The organism is Mesorhizobium sp. B2-5-13 (genome assembly GCF_006440535.1).
GTDB classification, from domain to species: domain Bacteria; phylum Pseudomonadota; class Alphaproteobacteria; order Rhizobiales; family Rhizobiaceae; genus Mesorhizobium; species Mesorhizobium salmacidum.
In genome coordinates, this window is sequence record NZ_VFUI01000018.1 from 60,528 (window position 1) to 82,660 (window position 22,133).

Here is a 22,133-nt window from a genome sequence, read left to right on the forward strand (position 1 = left end):
CATGCCGCTCAATCGCGGCGCCCGGTCATGCGGACCAAGATAGGTCTGCAACGGCTCCGGAGAAATGGTATCAAATATCTCGACATAACGGACTGAAACGCTCGAATGGAGCAGCATGATGGATCGCCTAAGCGGCCTTCTGGCCTTCGCCCGCACCGCCGAGTTCGGCAGCTTCGTCGCCGCCGGGCGGGCGCTCGGCATCTCCGCTTCGGCGGTCGGCAAAAGTGTGGCGCGGCTCGAACAGGAGCTCGGCGTGCGGCTGCTGCAGCGCTCGACGCGGCGGATCGGCCTGACGGAGGAGGGCAAGCTGTTCAACGAGCGCGTGCGACGCATTCTCGACGACATCGACGATGCCGAGGCGATGCTGTCGCGGACACGGGAGACGCCGCGTGGGCGGCTGCGCGTCTCCACCCCGATCGTCACCTACCATCTTTTGCTGCCGGTGCTGTCGGAGTTCATGGCGCGCTATCCCGAGATCGAGCTCGATATCGATTTCAACGACCGGATCGTTGACGTCATCGAAGAAGGCATCGACGTCGCGATCCGCAGCGGCGAGCTGCCCGATTCACGATTGGTGTCGAAACCCATTGCGCCCTTCCGCATGCTGCTGTGCGCGGCACCCTCCTACCTCGATCGCCATGGCATACCCGGCGTGCCGGCGGATCTCATCGGGCATTTCGGCATAAACTTCCGCTATCTCAACAGCGGCAGGCTGCTGGACTGGCCATTCATTACCGGCAGCGCCCAGCCGCTGATCCGTTCGATGCTGACCTGCAACAACATGGAAGCGTTGAAAGGCGCCACGATTGCCGGACTCGGCATCGCCTGCATGCCCGATTTCCTGGTGCGGGAGGCGCTGCGCGAGGACAGGCTGCGCACCGTGCTGGACGATCATGTCGACGGTCGTGGCCAGTTCCGGATGTTATGGCCCTCCAATCGCCACCTTTCGCCAAAGGTGCGCGTCTTCGTCGATTTCCTGCCCGAGCGCCTTGCAGCGCGCGCGCCTTAGCCAGTTTTGCTCTCTGGCAGGCCGAAGCCTCCGACGGGATGGGTTTCTACCTGGAACTCGAAGCCGGCGATGAAGGGCCGTGCCTTGGCGATCGCCGCCTGCACCTCGGGAAGCTGCAGGGATGCCTTGTGGCTTGCCTGATCGGTCCACACTTCGGTCACCCAGATCGCGTCGGCGTCGGCAGGGTCGGTGGCGACGATATAGCTCAGGCAGCCGGGCAGGGCGCCGGTGCTCTCGCGCAGCACAGTCATGACCGCGTCGCGTTGGCCGCGCGCCGCCCGCATCTTGCCGATCAATCCATACATGTCCTCGTCTTCCCCCTGGGTTGGCGCGAAAGGAGTGTGTCCAGTATGCCGGTCGCCGGTCAAGGCATCAACTGGCCGCCATTGACCTCGATCACCTGGCCGGTGATGTAGCCGCTCAACAGGTCCGATGAGAGGAACAGATAGGCTCCGACGCAATCTTGCGCCGTGCCGGCGCGGCCCTGCGGAATGGTTGCGACCATGCCCTTCACCTGCTCATCGGTCGAATAGCGTTCGTGGAAGGGGGTGAGGATCGTGCCCGGCGCCACGGCGTTGACGCGAATGCCGAAGCCGATCAGTTCCTTGGCCATACCGCGCGTGACGTTGGAGACGAAGGCCTTGGCCGAGCCATAAAGACCCGCGCCGCCACCTGCACCGTTTCGCGCCGCGATCGATGAGGTGTTGACGATGAAGCCGCCCTGTTTCTTCAGCCATGGCATCGCCTTGCGCGAGGCGGTCAGCACCGAGCGGGCGTTGAGGTCCATCACCGCGTCGTAATGCGCCTCGGTCTGCTCGGCATAGGGGATGCGGCCAAGCATGCCGCCGGCATTGTTGACCAGCCCGTCGAGGCGGCCGAAATGTCGCGCGCTGTCCTCGACGACGCGTTCGACATCGGCGGGGAGAGAAAAGTCGCCCTGGACAAGGAAGACCTCGCCGCCGCCGTCACGAATGTTCCGGCCGAGTTTCTCGGCGGCATCGCGGCTGGAATTATAGTGCAGCGCCACCTTGCATTTCTGCTCGGCATAGGCGAGCGCGAGCGCCGCGCCGATGCCGGTCGAGGCACCGGTGACCAGCACCGCCTTGCCGGCGAGATCGGGGATGACAAGACCAAGGGCTGTCTCTGGCACTGCTGTTCCTCCGGGGATTTTCCGACATCTTGGTGGGTCTTGCCAACCCTTGCATTCAAGTCAGTGCCGCTTCAAGGCCTGAGATAGACATAGCCCTGGCTTTGCAATTCAGCGAGCTTGACGACGCCGCCCTTGTCGGCGGTATGGAATCCGTGGAGCAGGTCGGCGAGCGTGATGTCCATGCCGTGCATGGTGTTGCCGCAAGCATGCGGGTCGAGCCCTTGCTGGACAAGACCGGTAAAGCGCCCCGAAATCGCCGCCGATATGCCCTTCGACTTGAAGGCGGCAAGCGCCGGACCATGCACGACCAGCGCGATCTCGACATTGCCGCCGGTGCCCTCATAGTGGTTCTTGACGTTGCCGAGCACGAAATTGACCTTGTCGAGATCGCTGAGATGATAGGCGACCTTCAACCTGACAGGCTCGGTGGTCGCTGCCTGTACCGCGCGCAGGCCGAGAAGCGTTCCGGCTCCGGCGAGAACCGCCTGGAACATGTCACGTCGGCGCATGGCATCCCCTCAGATTTCACCGCGATTTGCGTGGCTCAAGCAGCAATACTAGCATAAATTGACGTCACGTCCTGTCGATGCGGAGGAGGGGGTCACATGGCGTTCAGGGAATGGAAAACGCTCGCCGGCGCCGGGTTCGGCGCCGCACTGCTTGGCGGACTTACGGGTTCTGCTTTTGCTGGCGATGCGCTCAAGCTCACCGAACTCAGCCCTAACGGGGCGGACGCCTGTTTCGGCCGGGTCTATGACCCGGCGCATCTCAAGGCGCATCCGAAGCAGAAGGTGGCGCGGATTTTCTTCTACTACGGCCATGATCCAGTCAGCCGTCCCAATGAGGAACCGGGCGCCAATTCTGATACATCCTACAATGGTTTCCTCATCACCACGGTGCGCGGCGCCAAGGCGCCGGAATGGGCCGGCGGCTGGTGCAATCACGAGTCCGAGGACGGCAAATCGGGCCTGATCCGCTGCGGCATGGAATGCGACCGCACGCTGGCGTCGCTGAAGGTCGACGACAAGGGCAGGCTGATCCTGTCGAACCTGTCGTCCGATATCTATCTCGACGCCGGTTCGGAAGAAGAACTCGGCACGGCTGAATACGACAGGCAGGCGCTGGGCAAGGAAGACGACAATTTCCGCCTCGACCCGATGCCTCCCGGAACCTGCAAGGCAGAGTTCGCGCGGATCGATCCGATCGATCCGGCGCTCGGGCCGCCGCTGCGCGAGCGGTTCAAACCCGACCAGGCCTTCTGCTACGGGCGCGACTATGACGCGGCGCATATGAGTTCGCATCCCGACCAACTGACCCAGTCGATCCGGGTGTTCCGCGGGCCGGTGGAACTGGCCTCCTTCGCCTCCGGGGACGATGTCGCGAACTGGCCCGACGGCGCTGACATTGTCGTCTCCGTCACCACGCGGCAGAAGGTGGCCAAGGTCACGCAGACCTATTCGTGCCAGGGCGAAGCCGACCAGTGGCGTTGTGCCGCGAGTTCGAAGACGAGCAATTTTTCCTGCGACATCGCGCAAAAGGAAATCTTCCTCAAGCGCGGCGCCAACGGCACCATCATGCTGGCCAATCCCAATAGCAGCCTGGCGGTTGTCGACCTCTGCTCGAAGGCGGCCGTCGGGAAGACCGCGTCCGACGACAAGGTCTATCGGCTGGAGTCAATGCCGCAATCGGCCTGCGCGCCTTGAGACCTGGCGCTTCGTCATCCCAGGGTCTCCGCGACGGAGCTTCGCTCCTGCTTCGCCCCAGGATGACGAAGGAGGAAGGGCTTCGGCCAATCTTCCAGCCGTTCTAACCGCATCAAGCAAACGGCACTGCGGTCGTGCCCTTGGGCAGCTTGGCCTCGTCGTCGGGCTCGACATGGATGGTCACCCGCACCGAGGGAATGTCGGCCTTCAGCGCGTCCTCGATGCGGTCGCAGATGATATGGCTGGCGCCAACCGACATGTCTGCATCGACGACAAGATGGAACTCGATGAAGGTAGCGCGGCCGGCGATGCGGGTCTTGAGATCATGCACCTCCAGAGCGCCCTTGCAATTGGCCGAGATGATGTCGCGGATGCGCATGTGCTCCGCCGTATCGACGGCGCGATCCATCAGGCCATTCATCGACGAGCCGATGACATGCCAGCCCTGCCACAGGATGTTGAGCGCGACGATGACGGCCAATGCCGGGTCGAGAATCTGCCAGCCGGTCAGGATCGCTCCGACCAGGCCGCCGAAGACGCCAACCGAGGTCACCACATCGGTCATGATGTGGTTGCCATCGGCGACCAGCGCCGGTGACTTTTCGGCTCGGCCCGCGCGGATCAGCGTCCAGGCCCAGAAAGCATTGATGGCGGTGGCGACGCCGTTGACGGCAAGGCCTTCCCAAGGCTGTTCGAGTGGGGCCGGGGTCTGCCAGGAGCGCCAGACCTCGCTCAGGATCAAAAGCGCGGCGACCACGATCAGCACGCCTTCGAGCACGGCCGAGAAATACTCGGCCTTGTGATGGCCGAAAGGGTGATCCTGGTCGGCCGGCTTGTAGCTGACCTGGATCGCCCAGAAGGCGGCCATCGAGGCAATGACATTGACGATCGATTCCAGCGCGTCCGAATAGAGCGCGACGGATCCGGTCACGTACCAGGCGGCGGCCTTGAGCGCGAGCACGACAAAGGCGACCACGATCGACCAGAAGGCGAGGTTGGCGACCTTGCGCTTCGCGGCGGTTTTCGCCGCGATCGCCATGGTGTTCTCGGCTTCGGCCATTACCGTCAGGCTGCCTTTTCCTTGGCCTTGCGCGGCAGGTGGGCGACGATGTTCTCGATGATGCGCATGCCGGCATTGTGGCCGAGCGTCATGATCGATTCCGGGTGGAACTGCACCGCGGCAATCGGCTCCTTGCGGTGCTCGAAGGCCATGATGACGCCGTCCTCGGTCTCGGCCGTGACCACGAAATCGTCAGGCAGGCGCACCGGATCGGCGAAGATCGAGTGGTAGCGGCCGACGGTGACTTCCTTGGGCAGGCCGGAGAAAATGATGCCCGGCTTCGAGACGCGGATACGCGACGGCTTGCCGTGCATGGGAATGTGCAATTGCCTGAGTTCGCCGCCATAGGCTTCGGCCAATGCCTGCAGGCCAAGGCAGACGCCGAAGATCGGCAGGTCGCGGGCGCGCGCTCGTCTGATGGTCGCCGCGCAGTCGAAATCCTTGGGCGTGCCGGGTCCGGGCGACAGCACGACGAGGTCGGGCTTCAGCCGCTCGAAGACTTCCTCCGGCACCGGCGTGCGCACGGTCGAGACATTGGCGCCGGTCTGGCGGAAGTAGTTGGCCAGCGTGTGGACGAAGCTGTCCTCATGGTCGACCAGCAGGATGTTGACGCCGTCGCCGACGCGCGCCGTGGTGCGCTCGGTGCTGGTCGAATTGCCCATCTTGGCGTCGCGGATGGCGGAGAGCATGGCGGATGCCTTCAGTTCGGTTTCAGCTTCTTCTTCCTCGGGAACGCTGTCGAAGAGTAATGTAGCGCCGGCGCGCACCTCGGCGATGCCGTCCTTGATGCGGATGGTGCGCAAGGTGAGCCCGGTGTTCATGTCGCCGTTGAAGTTGACCATGCCGATGGCGCCGCCATACCAGGCGCGCGGGCTCTTCTCGTTCTGCTCGATGAAGCGCATCGCCCATAGTTTCGGCGCGCCGGTGACCGTGACCGCCCAGGCATGCGACAGAAACGCGTCGAAAGCGTCCATGCCTTCGCGCAGCCGGCCCTCTATGTGATCGACCGTATGGATCAGGCGCGAATACATCTCGATCTGGCGGCGGCCGATGACGCGCACCGAACCTGGATCGCAGACCCGCGACTTGTCGTTGCGGTCCACGTCCGAGCACATTGTGAGCTCGGATTCATCCTTCTTGGAGTTGAGCAGCTTGATGATCTGCTCAGAGTCCGAAATGGCATCGTCGCCACGCTTGATGGTGCCGGAGATCGGGCAGGTCTCGACGCGGCGGCCATTGACGCGCACGAACATTTCGGGCGACGCGCCGATCAGGTATTCGTTCTCGCCCAGATTGATGAAGAAGGAATAGGGCGACGGGTTGATCGACTTCAGCTTGCGTGAAATCTCGGATGGCTGCGTCTCGCAGCGTTCGTAGAACATCTGGCCGGGGACGACCTCGAACAGGTCGCCGCGCTTGAAGCTGTCCATCGCCCGGCGCACCAGATTGGCGTATTCGCCCGGCTCATGGTCGCCGCGCGGCGGGATGCGGTCGGCGGTCTTGAACGGCTCGGCGATTTGATCGCGCGGCAGGCCTTCGGTCGAAAAACCCTCGCCCGCATAGTCGTAGCGGTCGGTCCAGGCCTTGGCCGAATAATGGTCGACGACCAGGATCTCATCGGGCAGGAACAGCACGAGATCGCGCTGGCTTTCCTTGCGAACGAGCGTGTGCTCGACCGGGTCGAACTGGAAGGCAAGGTCGTAGCCGAAGGCGCCGTAGAGGCCGAGATTGGCGTCTTCGGCAGTCCTGAACAGAGCGGTGATGGCGCGCAGCACGGTGAAGACGGAGGGAACGCGGCTGCGTTCCTCCTCGGTGAAGACACGGCCGGGCTTGGCGACGTCGAGGCGGATCAGCTTTTTGGTGGTCTCGGCGATCGTGACTTCGGCGAGACCGCCCAGTGTCCTGCCGATGACCGGCAGCAGCGCCTCGCCGCGGCCGTTCAGCGCCTCAATGCGCATGGCGCGACCGCGTGCGGAGATGACCAGAGGCGGATCGATGATGGCCGTATCCCAGCGCGTATAGCGGCCGGGATATTCGTAGTTCGAGGAAAATACCGCGCCCCGGCGCGAATTCAGCCCGTCGACATAAGCGTCGATCGCACCTTCATAGGGCCGGCCATGGCGCTCGCGGGTGATGGTGATGCCACCCGCCGTCACGAAGCTTTCAGCGCCGGTTTCCAGAACCTTCAACGTCATTGCCGTCTCCATCAGCTACTTGGGCAACGGACCCGGGAATGGCTTTGAAAAACAAATGGCCGCCCGGACATTCCGTTGCGGCCACCTCTATTTTCACGCGCACGCGTTCGAACAGGCCGCTGTCAGCAGGCCCACCACCAAATGGTCTTGATCGAACGCATGTTCATGGCGATTCCCTTAGCGGCGATTGGGCGGCCGCGCAACTGGATTCGACGGAGGCTAATCCTCCAGCGTACCCGACCGGGCGTCGGTGCTCTTCCTGTCGCCGACCAGTTTCAACAGGTCTTCGCCGGCGCGGATGATGCGGCGCGAGCGGCGGGTCAGGATGATGCCGTCCTGCGGCGCGAACACTTCGGTGCGGCCGTCGGCTTCGCCCGGCGCGTGGACGATGGTGGCGAGGCGCGCGCCCCTGGTGACGCGGTCGCCAGGCTTCACGTCGTAGAGGACGGCGCCGCCCCGGGGTGCCGGCATCATGTCGATGTTTTCCAGCGGTGCCGCGACACCCTTGAACGGGCCGGGCGCGGGCAGGGCGCTGTCGGATATCACGCCGCGCGCCGCCAGCAGCCGGTAGAGGCCTGCCGCGTCGGCCGAGGCAAGCACGCCGTCGACATCGAGGATGCCGCGATATTCGACGGTGGTGGCGACGCGCCTGTCGAACTTCGCTACATCGGCGGCAGCGTTCTGGTAGGGCATGATCGAAGCGCCTTCGAAGGTGCCGTCGGTGTCCTCGCTCCACAGCACCACGGCATCGACGCTCATGGCGGCGGCGCAATCGGCCATTTCAGGCCACAGGCTGGTGTGGACGTAGAGATAGGCAAGGCCCTCATCGTCGCAATGCAGGTCGAGCACGATGTCGTGGCCCAGCGAAAGCTGCACCAGCCGCGACTTCAGCCGCTGGTCGGCGCCGCCAAAAGAGGCGTCCGGCAAAAGCCTGGTGTCGGGCGCGGCAAGCAGCGGAAAGCCGCGGTTGAAATTAGTGCGGGTGCCCAGATGAAAGCGGCCCTGGTGCTCGCCGAAATGATATTGCGCGCGGCCGATCGGGTTGGCCCAGGGCACGATGGTGATGTTGCCCTTGATGCGACCTTCGGCCTCGGCTTTGTTCAGCATCGGCATCAATGCATCGATGGCGACGACGCCAGGCAATTCGCCGGCATGGAGCGCCGCCTGCAGATAGCCCGAAGGTGCTGCCTTGTCGGCCCCGGCGAAGCGGAACACCGGGAATTCGTAGGAAACGCCTTCGCTGTCCCCGGCGATGCGTTCGATCGATTTCTGCATGACATCCTCCATCAAGCGCGAGAAGACATGCCCATGTGAAGGTGCCGATGTCGATTGGTCCAGCCCGCCGCGCCATGGGCGCAAGCGAGTCTTTTGCCTTGCTGCATGTCGTTGTCCCAAAACCGCTTCGCACTTTTGGGCGATAGGCAGTTACTCCGCGGCAGGCCGAAGGGCGGCGACCGGCGCGCGCCGGTCAAGCGTCTGCGACAGCACCGCGACGGCGACCGCCAGCAGGGCGAGCACCGCGCCGACCAGTGGCAGATTGGCGTAGGAAACGCCCGCGGACAGTGCCACGCCGCCGATCCACGCGCCGCCGGCATTGCCGACGTTGAAGGCGCCCTGGTTCAACGTGGCGGCAAGGTTCGGGCCTTCCGACGCTGCCTCGACGACGCGGATCTGCAGCGGCGGCACGACGACGAAGATGAGCAGGCCCCACAGGAAGACGATGCCGACGGCAACACTGGCGATCGCGCCGAACTGCATGAAGCCGACGAACAGCAGGGCCATCAACAGCAAGGTGGCGATCACCGTCGGCATCAGTTTCCAGTCGGCCAGCCTGCCGCCAATGATGTTGCCGATGGTCATGCCGGCGCCGAACAGCAGAAGCACCCAGGTGACCGCCGCGGTCGACAGGCCCGACACGTCGGTGAGGTAGGGTTTAATGTAGGTGAAGACGGCAAACAGGCTGGCAGAGGTCAGCGCCGCGATCAGCATCGCCAGCCAGACCTGCAGCTTGCCGAGCACTCGGACTTCGGCGCGTAGGCCGCCGCCGCTCGGTTCCGTGACGTCGGACGGCACCAGCCAGGCGATGGCCGCGACCGAGATCAGGCCGATGCCGACCACGGCCAGGAAGGTGGCCCGCCAGCCAAAGGCTTCGCCAATCGCCGTTCCAGCGGGAACGCCGAGGATATTGGCCAGCGTCAGCCCGGCGAACATCAGCGCGATGGCGCTGGCGCGCTTGTTGCGCGGCACCAGGCTGGCGGCGACCACCGAGCCGATGCCGAAGAAGGCGCCATGGCCGAAAGCGGTGAAGACGCGCGCGGCCATCAGCAGCCAGTAATTGGGCGCGATGGCGCAGAAGAGATTGCCGACGACGAACAGGGCCGCAAGCCCCACCAGCACGGGTTTGCGCGGCAAATGCGCGGTGGCCATGGCCACGACAGGCGCGCCGAAGACGACGCCCAGCGCATAGCCGGTGACCAGCAGGCCGGCGGCGGGGATCGTCACGCCCAGATCGGCGGCTATTTCCGGCAGCAGGCCCATGATGACGAATTCGGTGGTGCCGATGCAGAAGGACGCAATGGCAAGCGCAAGGATTGGCAAAGGCATGGGGGTCCAGACTGAATCGGTTCAATTTGAAGACTGCGCGACGATCCCGACTGGGCGCAACAGATATTGCCGCAATGCAGCAATGCAGAAAGCGTGGAGCTGATTGAAAACGGGCGCCGAGGGGCCCGTAGAGCGGCTCGGCAGTTTGCCAACGCTGAACCGCTCCAGTCTCAGGCCAGCGGCTTGAGTTCCTGGGCTATCGTCGGCAGCAGTTCCGAAACCGTCGGGTGGATGTGCATCGCGCGCGCCAGCGTGTCGACCGGCGCCTTGGCGTACATCAGGTCGAGCACGCAATGCACCGCCTCGTCGCCGCCGGGGCCAAGCACCGAGCAGCCGAGGATTTCCCTGGTATCGGCATCGACGAGGATCTTCATGAAACCTTGCGTCTCGCCCTTTTCGACGGCGCGGCCGACGCGGGTCATCGGCCGCTGGCCGACCAGCGCGCGACGTCCCGATTTCCTCACAGCGGTCTCGGTCATGCCGCAGCGGCCGAGCGGCGGGTCGATGTAGAGTGCGTAGGCCTCGATGCGATCACTGACCTTGCGCGGATCATTGTCGAGCAGATTGGCGGCGACGATTTCATAATCGTTGTAGGAGGTGTGGGTGAAGGCGCCCTTGCCGTTGCAGTCGCCCATCGCCCAGATGCCTGGCACGCTGGTGCGCAGCTGGTCGTCGACGACAACCGCGCCGCGTCTGTCGACCTCGACGCCCGCCTTGTCGAGGCCGAGATCGTCGGTATTGAGCGTTCGGCCCAGCGCCAGCAGCACATGCGATCCGATCGCGGGCGGCTTGCCGGCGGAGAAGGTCACGGCAATATCCCCACCATGTTTGACGAAGCCGATGTTGTCGGCGCCGACATGGACCGCGATGCCTTCGTTTTCGAGGATCGACAGGATGGCGGCCGAGACGTCCTCGTCCTCGCGGCCGGTCAGGCGCGGGCTCTTTTCGATGACGGTAACTTCCGAGCCGAAGCGGCGGAACATCTGCGCGAATTCGAGCGAGACGTAGCTGCCGCCGACGACGATAAGGTGGCGCGGCAAAACGTCGAGATCCATCATCGACGAGTTGGTCAGATAGTCGATGTCGTGGATGCCAGGCAGGTCCGGCACCGAGGCGCGGCCGCCCGTGTTGAGGAAGATCTTTTCGGCGGTCAAAAGGTCGTCGCCGACACGCACCGTGTTGGCGGATTCGAAGCGTGCGTGGCCGCGATAGAGCGTGCAGCGCTCCATTCCGGCGATCCAGGTCTCCAGATTGCCACGGGCGTCGTTGGTGACCTTATCCTTGCGCGCCTTGATCCTGCTATAATCGACGCCGACGGGGCCGGGGAGTGTCACGCCATAGTCGGCGGCACGCCGCGTCAGATGCGCGGCATAGGCGCTGGCGACCATGGTTTTGGTCGGCATGCAGCCGGTGTTGACGCAGGTGCCGCCGACCAGCTTGCGCTCGATCAGCGCCACGCTCATGCCCGCGGCCGTCAGGCGGCCCGCCAGGGGCGGCCCCGCCTGGCCAGCGCCGATGATGATGGTGTCGAAGGTTTTCGCCGTCATGCCACCGCCGCCACGATCAGCAGGCCGCCGACAATCGCCACCGCGTCCTCGATGAAGGCCGCGGGCTGGTCCTTGCCGAAAGCGGCCGCCAGCCGGCCTCGCGCTTCGGCACCGCCCAGCGTGCCTATGACCGCGCCGATGGCGCCGGCGATCAGGCAGACGATGGTGGCGCCGCCGGCCGCGCCGAGCACCGCGCCGGAAAAGGCGCCGAGCAGGATGCGGGCGCCGAACTGCTGCGGCACTTTGCGGCTTGGCGTCGACGGCAGCTGATCGGTGACCAGTTCGACAATGGCCAGGATTGTGAAGATGCCGACTGCCGCCCAATGGCTCATGAAGCTCGCCCAGGTGCCGGCAACCGGAAGCCAGCCGAGATAGGCGCCCCAGGCGATGGCGGCAGGTGCCGTCATGGCGCGCAGGCCGGCAACGAAGCCGATCAGAAGTGTAAGAATGTAGAGCATGCCGATCCCCTCGATGCCGGGCCGGAAGAGCCCTGAAACGGCAAGCTACCATAGGTCGGATATTTGGCTAGGCCGCACACTCATGAGCGCAGCCACAGCGGATCGAGGCGAGTCAGTTGCTTGATGGAGCGTTGACCGCAAATTGCGCGGCGAAGGCTCTGATATAAGCGGGCCGAGCTTCCCCGCGCGCCACATAGGCGGCCAGGTTTTGGTATTCGTCCAGAATGCCTGATATTCTCAGTCGCAGCAGCACGGACACCATCAGCAGGTCGCCGGCGCTGAACGCATCATCGAGCCAGTCGTCGACGCCCAGGTGAGCCGAGAGGCTGTCCAGCCGGGACCGAACACGGTCCTTAACCAGCGGCAAGCGCGCCTCGCTCCAGGGCTTGTCAGCTTCGAATATCCTTGCTGTGGTCAATTCGAGGATCGGCGGCTCGACGGTGTTCAGTGCGGCAAACATCCACGTTATCGCGCGGGCGCGGGCATTGCGATCCTTCGGCAACAGGCCGCATGCTGCTCGGCAAGATGAAAGACGATCGAGCCGGTCTCGAACAGCGAGAGAGAACCCTCCTCATAGGTGGGGATCTGCCCGAAGGGATGGATAGCCAGATGGTCAGGCGCCTTCATCCTCGCAAAGGAAACAAAACGAACCTCGTAAGGCTGTCTCACCTCTTCCAGCGCCCAGCGAACACGGGTATCGCGCGCCAGCCCCTTGCCACCATCGGGCGATCGTTCAAATGCCGTGATGGTGATTGTCATCGCAGTCGTTTCCTTGCTCGGGCGAATTTCTCCGGCTTCCTATCGAGGACGAACGAGTTACCCGGAAATCGACAGTGGTTTTGAACTATTTCATTGCCGGGCGTGGATCGCGAATGTCCGCTTGCGATCGAAGGTCGTGACGGCACGGTGACCAGTTCCGTAAAGCCGCTATCCCGGTTTATAAGTTCACGTCCTGGTCCTTGCCTCGGCGCTGTTCGCAATGATGTCAAACGGAGGCACTGCCATGGTTCAGAGCGAACGTGCGAAAAAGGCGGCCGGCGAGTGGTATACGTGCCTGGATGACGACCTTGGCGTTTTGCGCGGCTTGGCCGCGGATGCCGTGTTCGAGCACAATACGCTCCCGCCCCGTCAACGCGGGAGCCTCGGGCCAGCCCTGCGGACACTGCTGGGCGGCGTGGGCGAGAGGGTCCGGATCGAGGCGCCGTTTCACTGTGCCTACGGATGTAACATTTTTCTCGGCGACCGCGCTTTCCTCAATGCCGGCTGCACTATTCTCGACACCGCGCCGGTGCGCATCGGCAAGGGGACGCTGCTTGGCCCCAATGTGCAGATTTATTGTGCCGAGCACCACAAGGAGCCGGCAGGGCGGCAGGCGGGACTGGAGATCGCCAAGCCGGTCACGATCGGCGACAATGCCTGGATCGGCGGCAGCGCGGTCATCCTTGGCGGCGTCAGCATCGGCGAAGGCGCCATTGTCGGCGCCGGGGCGGTGGTGACGCGCGACGTGGCGGCGAACACGACGGTGGTCGGCAATCCGGCGCGGGTGGTCAGTCGGGGCTGAGTGCGCTCACGTGCCCAATCAATGCAGCCGGGAGGTGCGCCATGCGCTCGCCGACATCGGCCCGCCTGGAAAATTCACGCCGGTATTGCGCCGGCGAGGTCCGGAGCCGTGCGGAAAAGTGCTGGCGCAGCGATGTGGCGCTGCCGAAGCCGGCCTCGAAAGCCACGATCTCGATCGATTTGTCCGTGGTTTCCAGCAGCCGTTGCGCCAGTTCGATCCGCTGGCTGGTCAGCCAATCGCCAAAACTGGTGCCGATCGATTTCTGAAAACGGCGGGTGAAAGTGCGCCGTGTCAGGCCTGCGGCGTCGGCGACGCTGTCGAGGCTGTGCGTTTCGCCCGATGTCGCGCGAACCGCGTCGAGCGCCTCGGTGAAACGGTCGGCATTGGCGCTTTTTGCCACGGGACGCTCGATGAACTGCGCCTGTCCGCCCTGCCGGTGCGGCGAAAGCACGACGTGCCGGGCGAGCCGCAGTGCCGCCTCGGCGCCATAGCGGGCACGCACGATGTGCAGGCAGCAGTCCAGCCCGGCGGCGACGCCGGCGGAGGTGACGATGTCGCCATCGTCGACGTAGAGCACGTCGGCATCGACTGAAATGTCGGGATGAAGGGCCTGCAACTTCTCAGTATAGGCCCAATGCGTGGTCGCCTTCCGTCCCGAGAGCAGGCCGGCGGCGGCGAGGGCAAAGGTGCCGAGACACAGGCCGACGATCAGCGCGCCGCGCCGGTGGGCGCGGCGGAGCGCTTCCTCGATCGGTTTTACCAGAGGTGCTTCGAGATCCTTCCAGCTCGGGATGATGACGATATCGGCGTCTTCGAGCGCGGCAAGCCCGTGCGGGACCAGGATGCTCAGGCCGGCATCGGTCCGGATCAGCCCTTCCTCGACCCCGCAGACACGGAAGTCGAAGCGTGGCAGGCCGAGGTTGGTGCGGTCCGCGCCGAACACCAGGCAAGGCACGGAGAGATGGAACGGGCTGATGCCGTCGAAGGCGAGGACGGCGATGATGGGAGTGGTCATGGGAGCGTTTCCAGTAAGAGCTTGGATTGTCCCAATTCTTTCGGATGATGTCAATCGGGACACTGTTGGCACGTAAGCCAGCAGGCTATTTTCGGCCCATCGCATTCAAGCCTGAAAGGAAACATTATGTCTGACCCAGCCAACGCCGCGCCGCGCCGCGCGCTCGTCGTCATCGACGTCCAGAACGACTATGACGGCGGCAATCTGGCCATCCAGCATCCGCCGTTCCGCGACAGCGTCGTCAACGTGGCGCGCGCGATGGACGCCGCGGCGTCCGCAGGCATCAAGGTGGTGGTCGTCAAGCAGATGGCGCCCGAGACGTCGCCGATCTTCGCCAAGGGCAGCCATGGCGGCGAACTGCATCCGGAGATCGCCAAGCGTGGCCGCGACCATTATGTCGAGAAGAATTTGCCGAGCGCCTTCACCGGCACCGACCTCGAGGACTGGCTGCGCGCCAATGCCGTCGATACGATCGCGGTCATCGGTTACATGACGCATAATTGCGACCTGTCGACCATCATCCACGCCGTGCATATGGGCTTCGCGGTCGAGTTCCTGTCCGACGCGACCGGCTCGGTGCCTTACGCCAACAGCGCCGGCTATGCCTCTGCAGAGGAGATCCATCGCGTGGTGAGCATCATCCTGCAGTCGCGTTTCGCCGCGGTGCTCAAGACCTCCGAATGGATCGACTGCCTCAAGACCGGCGCGCTGCCGGAACGCGACACGATCCATGCGTCCAACCAGCGGGCGCTGGCGCGCAGCGCCGCGTAGGACGATCGGCAAACAAAAAGGGCGCCGCAGCGATGCGGCGCCCTTCTTAATTATCGGGACAATATCAGAACAGGCCTTCGATCTGGCCGGCCTCGTTGAGGAAGATCTTTTCCGAGGATGGCGCCTTTGGCAGGCCGGGCATGGTCATGACCTCGCCGCAGATGATGACGACGAAGCCCGCGCCCGCCGAAAGCCTGACCTCACGCACCGGCACGGTGTGGCCGGTCGGCGCGCCGCGCAGGTTCGGATCGGTCGAAAAGGAATACTGGGTCTTGGCCATGCAGACCGGCAAATTGCCATAGCCTGCCTCTTCCCAGACCTTGAGCTGATCTCGCACCGACTTGTCGGCGATGGCTTCCGAGCCGCGATAGATGCGCTGGACGATTGTGTTGATCTTCTCGAACAGCGGCATGGCGTCGGGATAGAGCGGCGCGAACTGCGAGGCGCCGGATTCGGCCAGCGCCACCACCTTGTTAGCGAGATCCTCGATGCCGGCGGAGCCCCTGGCCCAGTGCTTGCACAGGATCGCCTCTTCGCCCATCGAGGCGACATAGTCCTTCATCGCCTGGATCTCGGCATCGGTGTCGGAGTAGAAGTGATTGATGGCAACCACCGCCGGCACGCCGAACTGCCTGATGTTCTCGATGTGGCGGCCAAGATTGGCGCAGCCCTTTTTCACCGCCTCGACGTTTTCCTTGCCGAGGTCTTCCTTCTTGACGCCGCCATTCATCTTCATGGCGCGCACGGTGGCGACGATGACGGCCGCCGCCGGTTTCAGGCCCGCCTTGCGGCACTTGATGTCGAAGAATTTCTCGGCACCCAGGTCGGCGCCGAAGCCGGCTTCGGTGACGACATAGTCGGCGAGCTTCAGCGCCGTCGTGGTGGCGACGACCGAGTTGCAGCCATGCGCGATGTTGGCGAACGGGCCGCCATGCACGAAGGCCGGATTGTTCTCCAGCGTCTGCACGAGGTTGGGCTGCATGGCGTCCTTGAGCAGGACAGCCATGGCGCCGTCGGCCTTGAGGTCGCGGGCATAGACCGGCGACTTGTCGCGGCGGTAGGCGACAATGATGTCGCCAAGGCGCTTTTCCAGGTCCTTCAGGTCGGTGGCAAGGCACAAGATAGCCATCACTTCCGAGGCGACGGTGATGTCGAAGCCGGCTTCGCGCGGAAACCCGTTGGCGACGCCGCCGAGCGAGCAGATGATCTCGCGCAGCGCCCGGTCGTTCATGTCCATGACGCGGCGCCACACGACGCGGCGGGTGTCGATGCCGAGTTCATTGCCCCAGTAGATGTGGTTGTCGATCAGAGCCGACAGAAGATTGTGCGCCGTGGTGATGGCGTGGAAGTCGCCGGTGAAGTGGAGGTTCATGTCTTCCATCGGCACGACCTGCGCGTAGCCGCCGCCGGCGGCACCGCCCTTGACGCCGAAATTCGGGCCAAGCGAAGCCTCGCGGATGCAGACGATCGCCTTCTTGCCAATGCGGTTCAGGCCGTCGCCAAGGCCGACGGTGGTGGTGGTCTTGCCTTCGCCGGCCGGCGTCGGGTTGATGGCGGTGACGAGGATCAGCTTGCCGTCCTTGTTGCCCTTCACCGACTTGATGAATTCTGCTGAGATCTTGGCCTTGTCGTGGCCGTAGGGCAGCAGATGTTCGGTCGGGATGCCGATCTTCTTGCCGATCTCCTGGATCTGCTTTTTCCTGGCGCCACGCGCGATCTCGATGTCGGACTTCACTTCGGCCATGACGGCGTTCCTCTGGATTGGACGGTGGAGGGGACGGGTTGATCTTACTCACAAGAAGGCTGGAGCCGGACGCGCGGGGCATCTAACCCTGTCGCTGCGGCGGCGTCAACTTTCATGCAACTATGTTTCCTAAAGAGAAAATTCCTCTGCGGCGGGCCGGCCTATTCCCGGTTCTTTATGGCTCCGCTTGCCGCGCCGTATAGAAGCCAGAGCAGGGGCGCTTCCGCCGTCTCAAAACAGCCGCACAATGCACGGAATGCGACAGACGCGACGGCGCAAATTCGCCATCGCTGGTGTTGCGGTGGGACAGCGCTACTGCGTCAGCACGTTGCTGATTTCGACCATGTTGGAGCGCACCCGAAGCACGTAGAAGCCCATCGTCGTCAGATGGGTCGGCAGCAGCCAGCCATCCTCGCGACCGTTGGCGATGATGAAGGGCTGGATACGCAGGGCCGACACGAACTGCGCGTCCATCGTATCCCAAAGGCTCTGCAGGTGCTTTTCCTTGATGACGTTCTCGAAGTCGGCCTGGGCGCCTTTCATCAGGCCGTAATAGGCATAAAGCTGGCCATAGGCGAACCAGTAGCGGTCGTCGGCGCGGGTGTCGAACCAGCCATTGTTGTGGTTCTCGGCGCGCTCCTTGAGGATTGCGGACGTTGAGCCGATGTCACTGGCGATGCGGTCGATATACTGCTTCAAATTGTCGGCGCGGGCATCGAAAGTGGCCTGGCAGGTGGCAAGCCGGGCATTGAACGAACGCAGCTTGCGCACCGCGTCGCGATAGTAGCTCGGCGTCGGCGTCTTCGGTCCAAACGGGCTCACGCCGAAGTACCAGGTATACTCGTCGAACTGCAGATTGCCGCGCGCGTCCTGCAGGTCGGCATCGATCTGCGAGGTCGTACGTACGCGGCCGAGATTGTCGGCAAGCTCGGTCGCCGTACGTCGCACCGCCTGGTTGATGCCGCGCTGGAAAGAGGCCTTGTTGTCCATCCAGGGAGTGTTGTCCCAGTCGATGCCGAACAGGCCGAGCTTGTAGAGGATCATCGACGAGATCCAGGCGTTCTGGTTGACGTTGAAGTCGGTCAGGTCGGCCGCCACCTGGGCGATGCCGGAGTTGCCGCAGGTCTTGGCCGTGTCGGTGCCGGCGCCGGCAGCCACCTGCTCACCGGCGGAAACGTTGCGCTTCTCGAAAGTATAGGTGTCCGGGTAGTTCGGGTTGAAGTTGTTCCACCACTGGGTGGCGTAGAAGAAGTTTGCGTAAAGGCCGATCAGCACCAGCACGGCGAGGCCGACTATCGCCTTGAGGATCCAGCCGCGCTGCGTGTACCAGCGGCCGGCCCACATGAAGGGCCACAGGATCACGCCGATCAGAAGACCGATGCCGCGGCCGATCCACTGGAAAATCCGGGTGAAGAAATTCACGATCGGATCGAGCATGGCTGTATCACCCCCTCAAACATGTCATCCAAAAAGTTGCAGACTTTTTGGATGACATCATGCACCAAAACAACAAGTTAGAACGGAATGACGGCTCATTTCGTTCTAGTCGGCCAGGCCGTAGAGGCGTGTGCGAAACGCCACCTTGTCCTTCAAATATGTGGTTTTCAGAACGTCCACAACATGCGATCGCCAGGCGTCGCTGAAGCCGTCATAGTCCTTGTAGAAGCCGTCCTTGTTGAAGATGTAGCGCGAGACGAAGTCCGACGGCACGAAATCCGAGATCAGCCGGTTGGTCAGCCAGGCGTCGGGATGGTCGGGCTTGGCGCGGACCACCAGGAAGCGCTGCTGCGGGGAGACATCCTCGACCTTGAGATGCCCGAGCTGGGCGATCTCGCGTTTGGCGGCGTTGAGGAAGGGGAAATTGCCGTCCGAGGTGATCAGGTCGGCATGGCTCTGGATCCATGTCTGCAGCCAGACCTTGTCGACATCGGTCAAATTGCGGTCCGGCTCGGCATCGCGGATCAGCGCGCGCACCACCATTTCGGCGCGGTGCTCGAGATAGCCCGAGGCCTCGATCCAGGAAGCGCGCGGCAGTTCGATGCGGCCGGTGGCAGCCAGGAATTTGAACACCTTGTCGGCGTCCTTGATCGAGAGATAGCTCACCTGCCAGGGCCGCGAGCGGCGAAAACCGGGGGCGGCCGGATCGCTGATCACCGTCGTCATGTCGGGATCGACAAAGACATAGAGCCCGCCGAAATGGCTGGTCCAGTAGGCGTTGTGGCGGAAGATCACCTGGTCCGGCACCAGCGCGTTCTCGCGGATGTCGCCGCAGACCTTGGCGAGCTCGACCATGCGGGTCAGCATGGCATCGTCGCGCCAGGCGTCGGGCTCCTGCTTCAGCTGGTCGACGAGCTTGCCGAGTTCGGCGGCCTTGCCCAGCACGTCTTCCGCCGACAGCACCTTGAATTCGACCTGGCTGATCGACAGCAGGTCCTCGATGTCGTTGACCTTGGGAACGGAATCCTCGATCTCGCCGTAGATGACGTCCTTGATGGTCAGCGCGTCGATGGCGCGCTGGTTCCTGGACATGAACTCGAACATCAGCTGCGAGGTGTTGGAGAAGGCGGTGTGCACCACCGGCAGGTCGATCTGCGACGGCGTCAGGATGATGAAGCGGCGGTTGACCTCGTTGGGATCGAGATAGTCGTAGTCGCCACACTCCTCGGCCACTTCGGGCGAAAAGCCGGTGCGGTCGATCTGGAAGCTCTTTAGCCTGGTGGGCTTGAGGCCGAAAGCAGCCAGCGCCTTGTTGTAACGCTGGATGAGATGCGCCTCGTCGACGGTGAGCAAACGGCCGTAGATGAGCTCGTTGTCGCGAAGGAGGTCGGGTTTGCGGGCGTGGGTCAATCTTCCTTCTCCCCGTTCACGGGGAGAAGGTGCCCGAAGGGCGGATGAGGGGCGGCGCAAACGCTCATCATCTCGTCTCCAACATTGAAGGCAGAAACTTCGCGTCGATGCCAATCATCTTCTTGTTCAGCCGACCATCCACGGCCGCAACGATCGTTTCCAATACGCTCTTTCGGCCGCTCAAAACATCAGCGTGCCAAATCCTCAATACCGACCAACCATTGGCGTTCATCGTTTCGTCCCTGTAGCGATCCCGGGATCGACCTGCATGCTGGCTGCCTTCGACCTCCACGACCAGATTAGCCTCACGACAGGCAAAGTCGGCGAAATAGGGACCGATCGGCAGTTGGCGAATGAATTTGTGGCCATTCAATCGTCGCCCACGCAGTTCATGCCAGAGCTTTTCCTCGGCATCGTTCTCGATCTTCCGAAGCTCGCGGGCTCTTGCACCTTGGGCTCGTTTCCACCACGCATGGCGCTGCCCCTCATCCGCCCTTCGGGCACCTTCTCCCCGTGAACGGGAAGAAGGAAGAAGAGCGCGCCTCACGCATTCCACAGACCCTTCTTCTTCATGTCTTCCATCTCACGCGCAGCGCGTTCGCGCAGCCTTGCGTCACGCAGCAGCTTCTCGACCGCGGCGTCATCGGATTTGTCGGAATAGCGGAATTCGGAATCGGCGTAGCGGTTGATCTCCTGCATGACCATGTCCATCGAGAACGGGCCGCGCAGTTCCTCGATCATCGCCTTCTTGTCGTCGTAGCTCTTGTGCATGAAGGCTTCCGGCTTTTCGAACCAGTCGTCGGGAAGCTCGATGTCCATGGCGCGCATCTTGATGGCGTCGGTGACGTTCTTGATGGCGCGGCCGGTGAAGCGCGGTTCGGCGTCCTTGATCAGGTGCAGGTAGGTGCCGATGTCGGCCATGGTCTTGGGCGCGCCGTTTTCCTTCATGTAGCGCTCATAGACCCGCATCAGCCCCTCCTCCTGCGGCTTTTCATGCTCCTCATAAGCTTCGGTCACGGCGCGCTGGATTTCCTGTGCGGCGTAGAGCTCGTGCTTGCCCAGGGGGATCTCGTGGTTCTTGCCGGCGAGCAGCACGAAAATGTCGATATAGTCGTCGCGGGTCTGAGGCCCGTCGACCAGCCAGCGGGCGCCGGCGCGCTGGCGCAGTGCATCGTCGACATTCTCCGGATAATTGGAAAACATGCCGAACGAGCAATTGCCGCGCACCACGGTGGCGGCACCGGCGAAGGCATCCATCAGCACGCCGGTGATCTCCTGCTGGCCGGCCGAGGCGCGATCGTCGGAGCGTCTAGCGGCCACCTGGTCGATGTCGTCGATGGTGCCGAAGCCGATGACGCGCGGGTTCAAGACATTGTTGATGAACTGGCGGCAGTTCTGGCCTGATTTGCCCTGGTAGGACGAGATCTGGTCGACGCCGAAATTCTCGTAGGCGAAGGGGTAGCCGGCGACCTGGCAATAGCCGTTGACGAGACCGGCGATCATCTGGATCAGCGTCGTCTTGCCGGTGCCGGGCGCGCCATCGCCGATGAAGGTGAACAGGAAGCCGCCAAGCTCGACGAACGGGTTCAGCTCGCGCTCGAAGTCGTAAGCCATCAGCATCTTGGCCAGTTTGACCGACTGGTATTTGGCGATGTGGTTGCCGACGACCTCTTCCGGCGTCTTGAAAGTCATCACCAGCGGCTTGGAGCGCTTGCCCGGCGCGACATCGAAGCCGTCGAGGGTGAAGTCGTCGGCGTCGATGCGGATATGGGCGTTCTCGAACGGACCGATGCCGTCGAAGCGGCCTTTGCGCGCCAGAAGCCCGTCGATGGCGACGCGGGCGAAGGCGCGGGCACGGGTCATCAGGTCGGCATCGTCTGTCGAGCCCGATATAGCCTTGTCGAGACCGGCCAGAATCGATTTCACCGCGTCCTGCGGTGTGTCGAACAGGAAGTCCGGTTCGGGGATGTCGTTCGGCGCCTCGCCGTCACTGTCGATGAGCTGGAACAGGTAGGAGGCAAGGCTGAAGGCCGAGATATAGGCCGAGGCCGACAGCAGTTTCTTGAAGGTGGACGCCTCCTCGCCTTCGAGCGGGGCGCGGGTGTTCCTGGCCTGCAGGCTTTCAAGATCGGAGCCTTCGGCGAACACGTCCGAGACCGCCAGCGCGATCGCCGTGCCGCGCCGGGCGCGAAAGAGCAGCGTGTGCTGCGGGATGGTGAGCAATTGGTCGTCGGGATGGACGGCCCCGACGGTCTTCGACAGCTCGACCTCGCGCGTGCGGCGCACCGAACCGACCGAGACGGTGGAAACGAAGCGCCGGTTGGTGCCGGCGAGCGCTGTACCGGATTCGCGCGAGGGATCCTCCAGCACGACGATGCGGGTGATGAAGCTTTGCGCGGTGGCGCGGTGCTTTTCGATAGCCGCTTCCGGGATGGTGGTCAGGCCGGTGTCCATGAAGGGTGCTCCGTG

General features: G+C 63.4%; 19 protein-coding genes and 1 pseudogene. 4 read left to right on the top strand and 16 right to left on the bottom strand.

Features of this window, described 5'->3' with window-relative positions:
• The first annotated feature begins 118 nt into the window (after window positions 1-118).
• Window positions 119-1,009, top strand: a complete 891-nt coding sequence (locus FJ434_RS23675; protein ID WP_027146405.1) for a LysR family transcriptional regulator — start codon at window positions 119-121, stop codon at window positions 1,007-1,009.
• Here FJ434_RS23675 and FJ434_RS23680 read toward each other — a convergent pair.
• The 3 genes from FJ434_RS23680 to FJ434_RS23690 all read right to left on the bottom strand — a co-directional run bounded on the left by FJ434_RS23680 (window position 1,006) and on the right by FJ434_RS23690 (window position 2,668).
• Window positions 1,006-1,314, bottom strand: coding sequence for a putative quinol monooxygenase (locus FJ434_RS23680; RefSeq protein WP_140504832.1), 309 nt, complete (start codon window positions 1,312-1,314; stop codon window positions 1,006-1,008). The genes FJ434_RS23675 and FJ434_RS23680 overlap by 4 nt on opposite strands.
• 59 nt (window positions 1,315-1,373) lie before the next feature.
• Complete coding sequence (locus FJ434_RS23685) at window positions 1,374-2,159, bottom strand: SDR family oxidoreductase (protein ID WP_140504834.1); 786 nt, start codon at window positions 2,157-2,159, stop codon at window positions 1,374-1,376.
• A 71-nt stretch (window positions 2,160-2,230) separates the two neighbouring features.
• Window positions 2,231-2,668, bottom strand: coding sequence for a DsrE family protein (locus FJ434_RS23690; RefSeq protein WP_140712540.1), 438 nt, complete (start codon window positions 2,666-2,668; stop codon window positions 2,231-2,233).
• A 96-nt stretch (window positions 2,669-2,764) separates the two neighbouring features.
• Between FJ434_RS23690 and FJ434_RS23695 the strand changes: the two genes are divergently transcribed.
• Complete coding sequence (locus FJ434_RS23695; RefSeq protein WP_140751325.1) at window positions 2,765-3,862, top strand: hypothetical protein; 1,098 nt, start codon at window positions 2,765-2,767, stop codon at window positions 3,860-3,862.
• Window positions 3,863-3,974: 112 nt separating this feature from the next.
• Here the strand turns inward: FJ434_RS23695 and FJ434_RS23700 are convergent, their stop codons facing one another.
• The 7 genes and pseudogenes from FJ434_RS23700 to FJ434_RS23730 form a co-directional block, all read right to left on the bottom strand.
• On the bottom strand, window positions 3,975-4,922 hold the full coding sequence (locus tag FJ434_RS23700; protein ID WP_140504840.1) for a cation diffusion facilitator family transporter: 948 nt from the start codon (window positions 4,920-4,922) through the stop codon (window positions 3,975-3,977).
• A gap of 5 nt (window positions 4,923-4,927) precedes the next feature.
• Window positions 4,928-7,117 (bottom strand): anthranilate synthase, encoded by a 2,190-nt coding sequence (locus FJ434_RS23705; RefSeq protein WP_140751323.1) that lies wholly within the window; start codon window positions 7,115-7,117, stop codon window positions 4,928-4,930.
• A gap of 219 nt (window positions 7,118-7,336) precedes the next feature.
• Window positions 7,337-8,392, bottom strand: coding sequence for a succinylglutamate desuccinylase/aspartoacylase family protein (locus FJ434_RS23710; protein ID WP_140751321.1), 1,056 nt, complete (start codon window positions 8,390-8,392; stop codon window positions 7,337-7,339).
• Window positions 8,393-8,542: 150 nt separating this feature from the next.
• Complete coding sequence (locus FJ434_RS23715; RefSeq protein ID WP_140751319.1) at window positions 8,543-9,721, bottom strand: MFS transporter; 1,179 nt, start codon at window positions 9,719-9,721, stop codon at window positions 8,543-8,545.
• A gap of 170 nt (window positions 9,722-9,891) precedes the next feature.
• Window positions 9,892-11,268 (bottom strand): FAD-containing oxidoreductase, encoded by a 1,377-nt coding sequence (locus tag FJ434_RS23720; protein WP_140751317.1) that lies wholly within the window; start codon window positions 11,266-11,268, stop codon window positions 9,892-9,894.
• Window positions 11,265-11,726, bottom strand: a complete 462-nt coding sequence (locus tag FJ434_RS23725) for a DUF4126 domain-containing protein (RefSeq protein WP_140751315.1) — start codon at window positions 11,724-11,726, stop codon at window positions 11,265-11,267. Before FJ434_RS23725 ends, FJ434_RS23720 begins: the two co-directional genes overlap by 4 nt.
• Window positions 11,727-11,838: 112 nt before the next feature.
• Window positions 11,839-12,485: pseudogene (locus tag FJ434_RS23730) on the bottom strand (glutathione S-transferase family protein).
• A 244-nt stretch (window positions 12,486-12,729) separates the two neighbouring features.
• Between FJ434_RS23730 and FJ434_RS23735 the strand changes: the two are divergent.
• A complete protein-coding gene (locus FJ434_RS23735) occupies window positions 12,730-13,287 on the top strand; it encodes a sugar O-acetyltransferase (protein WP_140751313.1) in 558 nt (185 codons plus the stop codon).
• On the opposite strand, the gene FJ434_RS23740 is transcribed toward FJ434_RS23735, so the two are convergent.
• Window positions 13,274-14,302, bottom strand: a complete 1,029-nt coding sequence (locus FJ434_RS23740) for a helix-turn-helix domain-containing protein (RefSeq protein WP_140751311.1) — start codon at window positions 14,300-14,302, stop codon at window positions 13,274-13,276. The genes FJ434_RS23735 and FJ434_RS23740 overlap by 14 nt on opposite strands.
• Window positions 14,303-14,428: 126 nt before the next feature.
• Between FJ434_RS23740 and FJ434_RS23745 the strand changes: the two genes are divergently transcribed.
• On the top strand, window positions 14,429-15,073 hold the full coding sequence (locus FJ434_RS23745) for a cysteine hydrolase family protein (protein ID WP_140751309.1): 645 nt from the start codon (window positions 14,429-14,431) through the stop codon (window positions 15,071-15,073).
• A gap of 64 nt (window positions 15,074-15,137) precedes the next feature.
• On the opposite strand, the gene FJ434_RS23750 is transcribed toward FJ434_RS23745, so the two are convergent.
• The 5 genes from FJ434_RS23750 to FJ434_RS23770 form a co-directional block, all read right to left on the bottom strand.
• Entirely contained in the window at window positions 15,138-16,817 is a 1,680-nt protein-coding gene (locus FJ434_RS23750; RefSeq protein WP_140712518.1) for a formate--tetrahydrofolate ligase, read from the bottom strand.
• Between the two features lie 312 nt (window positions 16,818-17,129).
• Window positions 17,130-18,254, bottom strand: coding sequence for a DUF2333 family protein (locus FJ434_RS23755; RefSeq protein WP_027143407.1), 1,125 nt, complete (start codon window positions 18,252-18,254; stop codon window positions 17,130-17,132).
• A gap of 105 nt (window positions 18,255-18,359) precedes the next feature.
• Entirely contained in the window at window positions 18,360-19,664 is a 1,305-nt protein-coding gene (locus FJ434_RS23760) for a DUF6638 family protein (RefSeq protein WP_140751307.1), read from the bottom strand.
• A 67-nt stretch (window positions 19,665-19,731) separates the two neighbouring features.
• A complete protein-coding gene (locus FJ434_RS23765; RefSeq protein ID WP_348640982.1) occupies window positions 19,732-20,211 on the bottom strand; it encodes a DUF559 domain-containing protein in 480 nt (159 codons plus the stop codon).
• Entirely contained in the window at window positions 20,208-22,118 is a 1,911-nt protein-coding gene (locus FJ434_RS23770; protein WP_140751305.1) for an ATP-binding protein, read from the bottom strand. Before FJ434_RS23770 ends, FJ434_RS23765 begins: the two co-directional genes overlap by 4 nt.
• Window positions 22,119-22,133: the final 15 nt, after the last annotated feature.

What these genes read in the sequence shown, in the direction of transcription:
- FJ434_RS23680 (WP_140504832.1), bottom strand. Translation starts at nt 1,314, where the DNA reads ATGTATGGATTGATCGGCAAGATGCGGGCGGCGCGCGGCCAACGCGAC.
- FJ434_RS23755 (WP_027143407.1), bottom strand. Translation starts at nt 18,254, where the DNA reads ATGCTCGATCCGATCGTGAATTTCTTCACCCGGATTTTCCAGTGGATC.
- FJ434_RS23695 (WP_140751325.1), top strand. Translation starts at nt 2,765, where the DNA reads ATGGCGTTCAGGGAATGGAAAACGCTCGCCGGCGCCGGGTTCGGCGCC.
- FJ434_RS23675 (WP_027146405.1), top strand. Translation starts at nt 119, where the DNA reads ATGGATCGCCTAAGCGGCCTTCTGGCCTTCGCCCGCACCGCCGAGTTC.
- FJ434_RS23720 (WP_140751317.1), bottom strand. Translation starts at nt 11,268, where the DNA reads ATGACGGCGAAAACCTTCGACACCATCATCATCGGCGCTGGCCAGGCG.
- FJ434_RS23740 (WP_140751311.1), bottom strand. Translation starts at nt 14,302, where the DNA reads ATGACCACTCCCATCATCGCCGTCCTCGCCTTCGACGGCATCAGCCCG.
- FJ434_RS23690 (WP_140712540.1), bottom strand. Translation starts at nt 2,668, where the DNA reads ATGCGCCGACGTGACATGTTCCAGGCGGTTCTCGCCGGAGCCGGAACG.
- FJ434_RS23725 (WP_140751315.1), bottom strand. Translation starts at nt 11,726, where the DNA reads ATGCTCTACATTCTTACACTTCTGATCGGCTTCGTTGCCGGCCTGCGC.
- FJ434_RS23700 (WP_140504840.1), bottom strand. Translation starts at nt 4,922, where the DNA reads ATGGCCGAAGCCGAGAACACCATGGCGATCGCGGCGAAAACCGCCGCG.
- FJ434_RS23710 (WP_140751321.1), bottom strand. Translation starts at nt 8,392, where the DNA reads ATGCAGAAATCGATCGAACGCATCGCCGGGGACAGCGAAGGCGTTTCC.
- FJ434_RS23735 (WP_140751313.1), top strand. Translation starts at nt 12,730, where the DNA reads ATGGTTCAGAGCGAACGTGCGAAAAAGGCGGCCGGCGAGTGGTATACG.
- FJ434_RS23745 (WP_140751309.1), top strand. Translation starts at nt 14,429, where the DNA reads ATGTCTGACCCAGCCAACGCCGCGCCGCGCCGCGCGCTCGTCGTCATC.
- FJ434_RS23705 (WP_140751323.1), bottom strand. Translation starts at nt 7,117, where the DNA reads ATGACGTTGAAGGTTCTGGAAACCGGCGCTGAAAGCTTCGTGACGGCG.
- FJ434_RS23715 (WP_140751319.1), bottom strand. Translation starts at nt 9,721, where the DNA reads ATGCCTTTGCCAATCCTTGCGCTTGCCATTGCGTCCTTCTGCATCGGC.
- FJ434_RS23770 (WP_140751305.1), bottom strand. Translation starts at nt 22,118, where the DNA reads ATGGACACCGGCCTGACCACCATCCCGGAAGCGGCTATCGAAAAGCAC.
- FJ434_RS23750 (WP_140712518.1), bottom strand. Translation starts at nt 16,817, where the DNA reads ATGGCCGAAGTGAAGTCCGACATCGAGATCGCGCGTGGCGCCAGGAAA.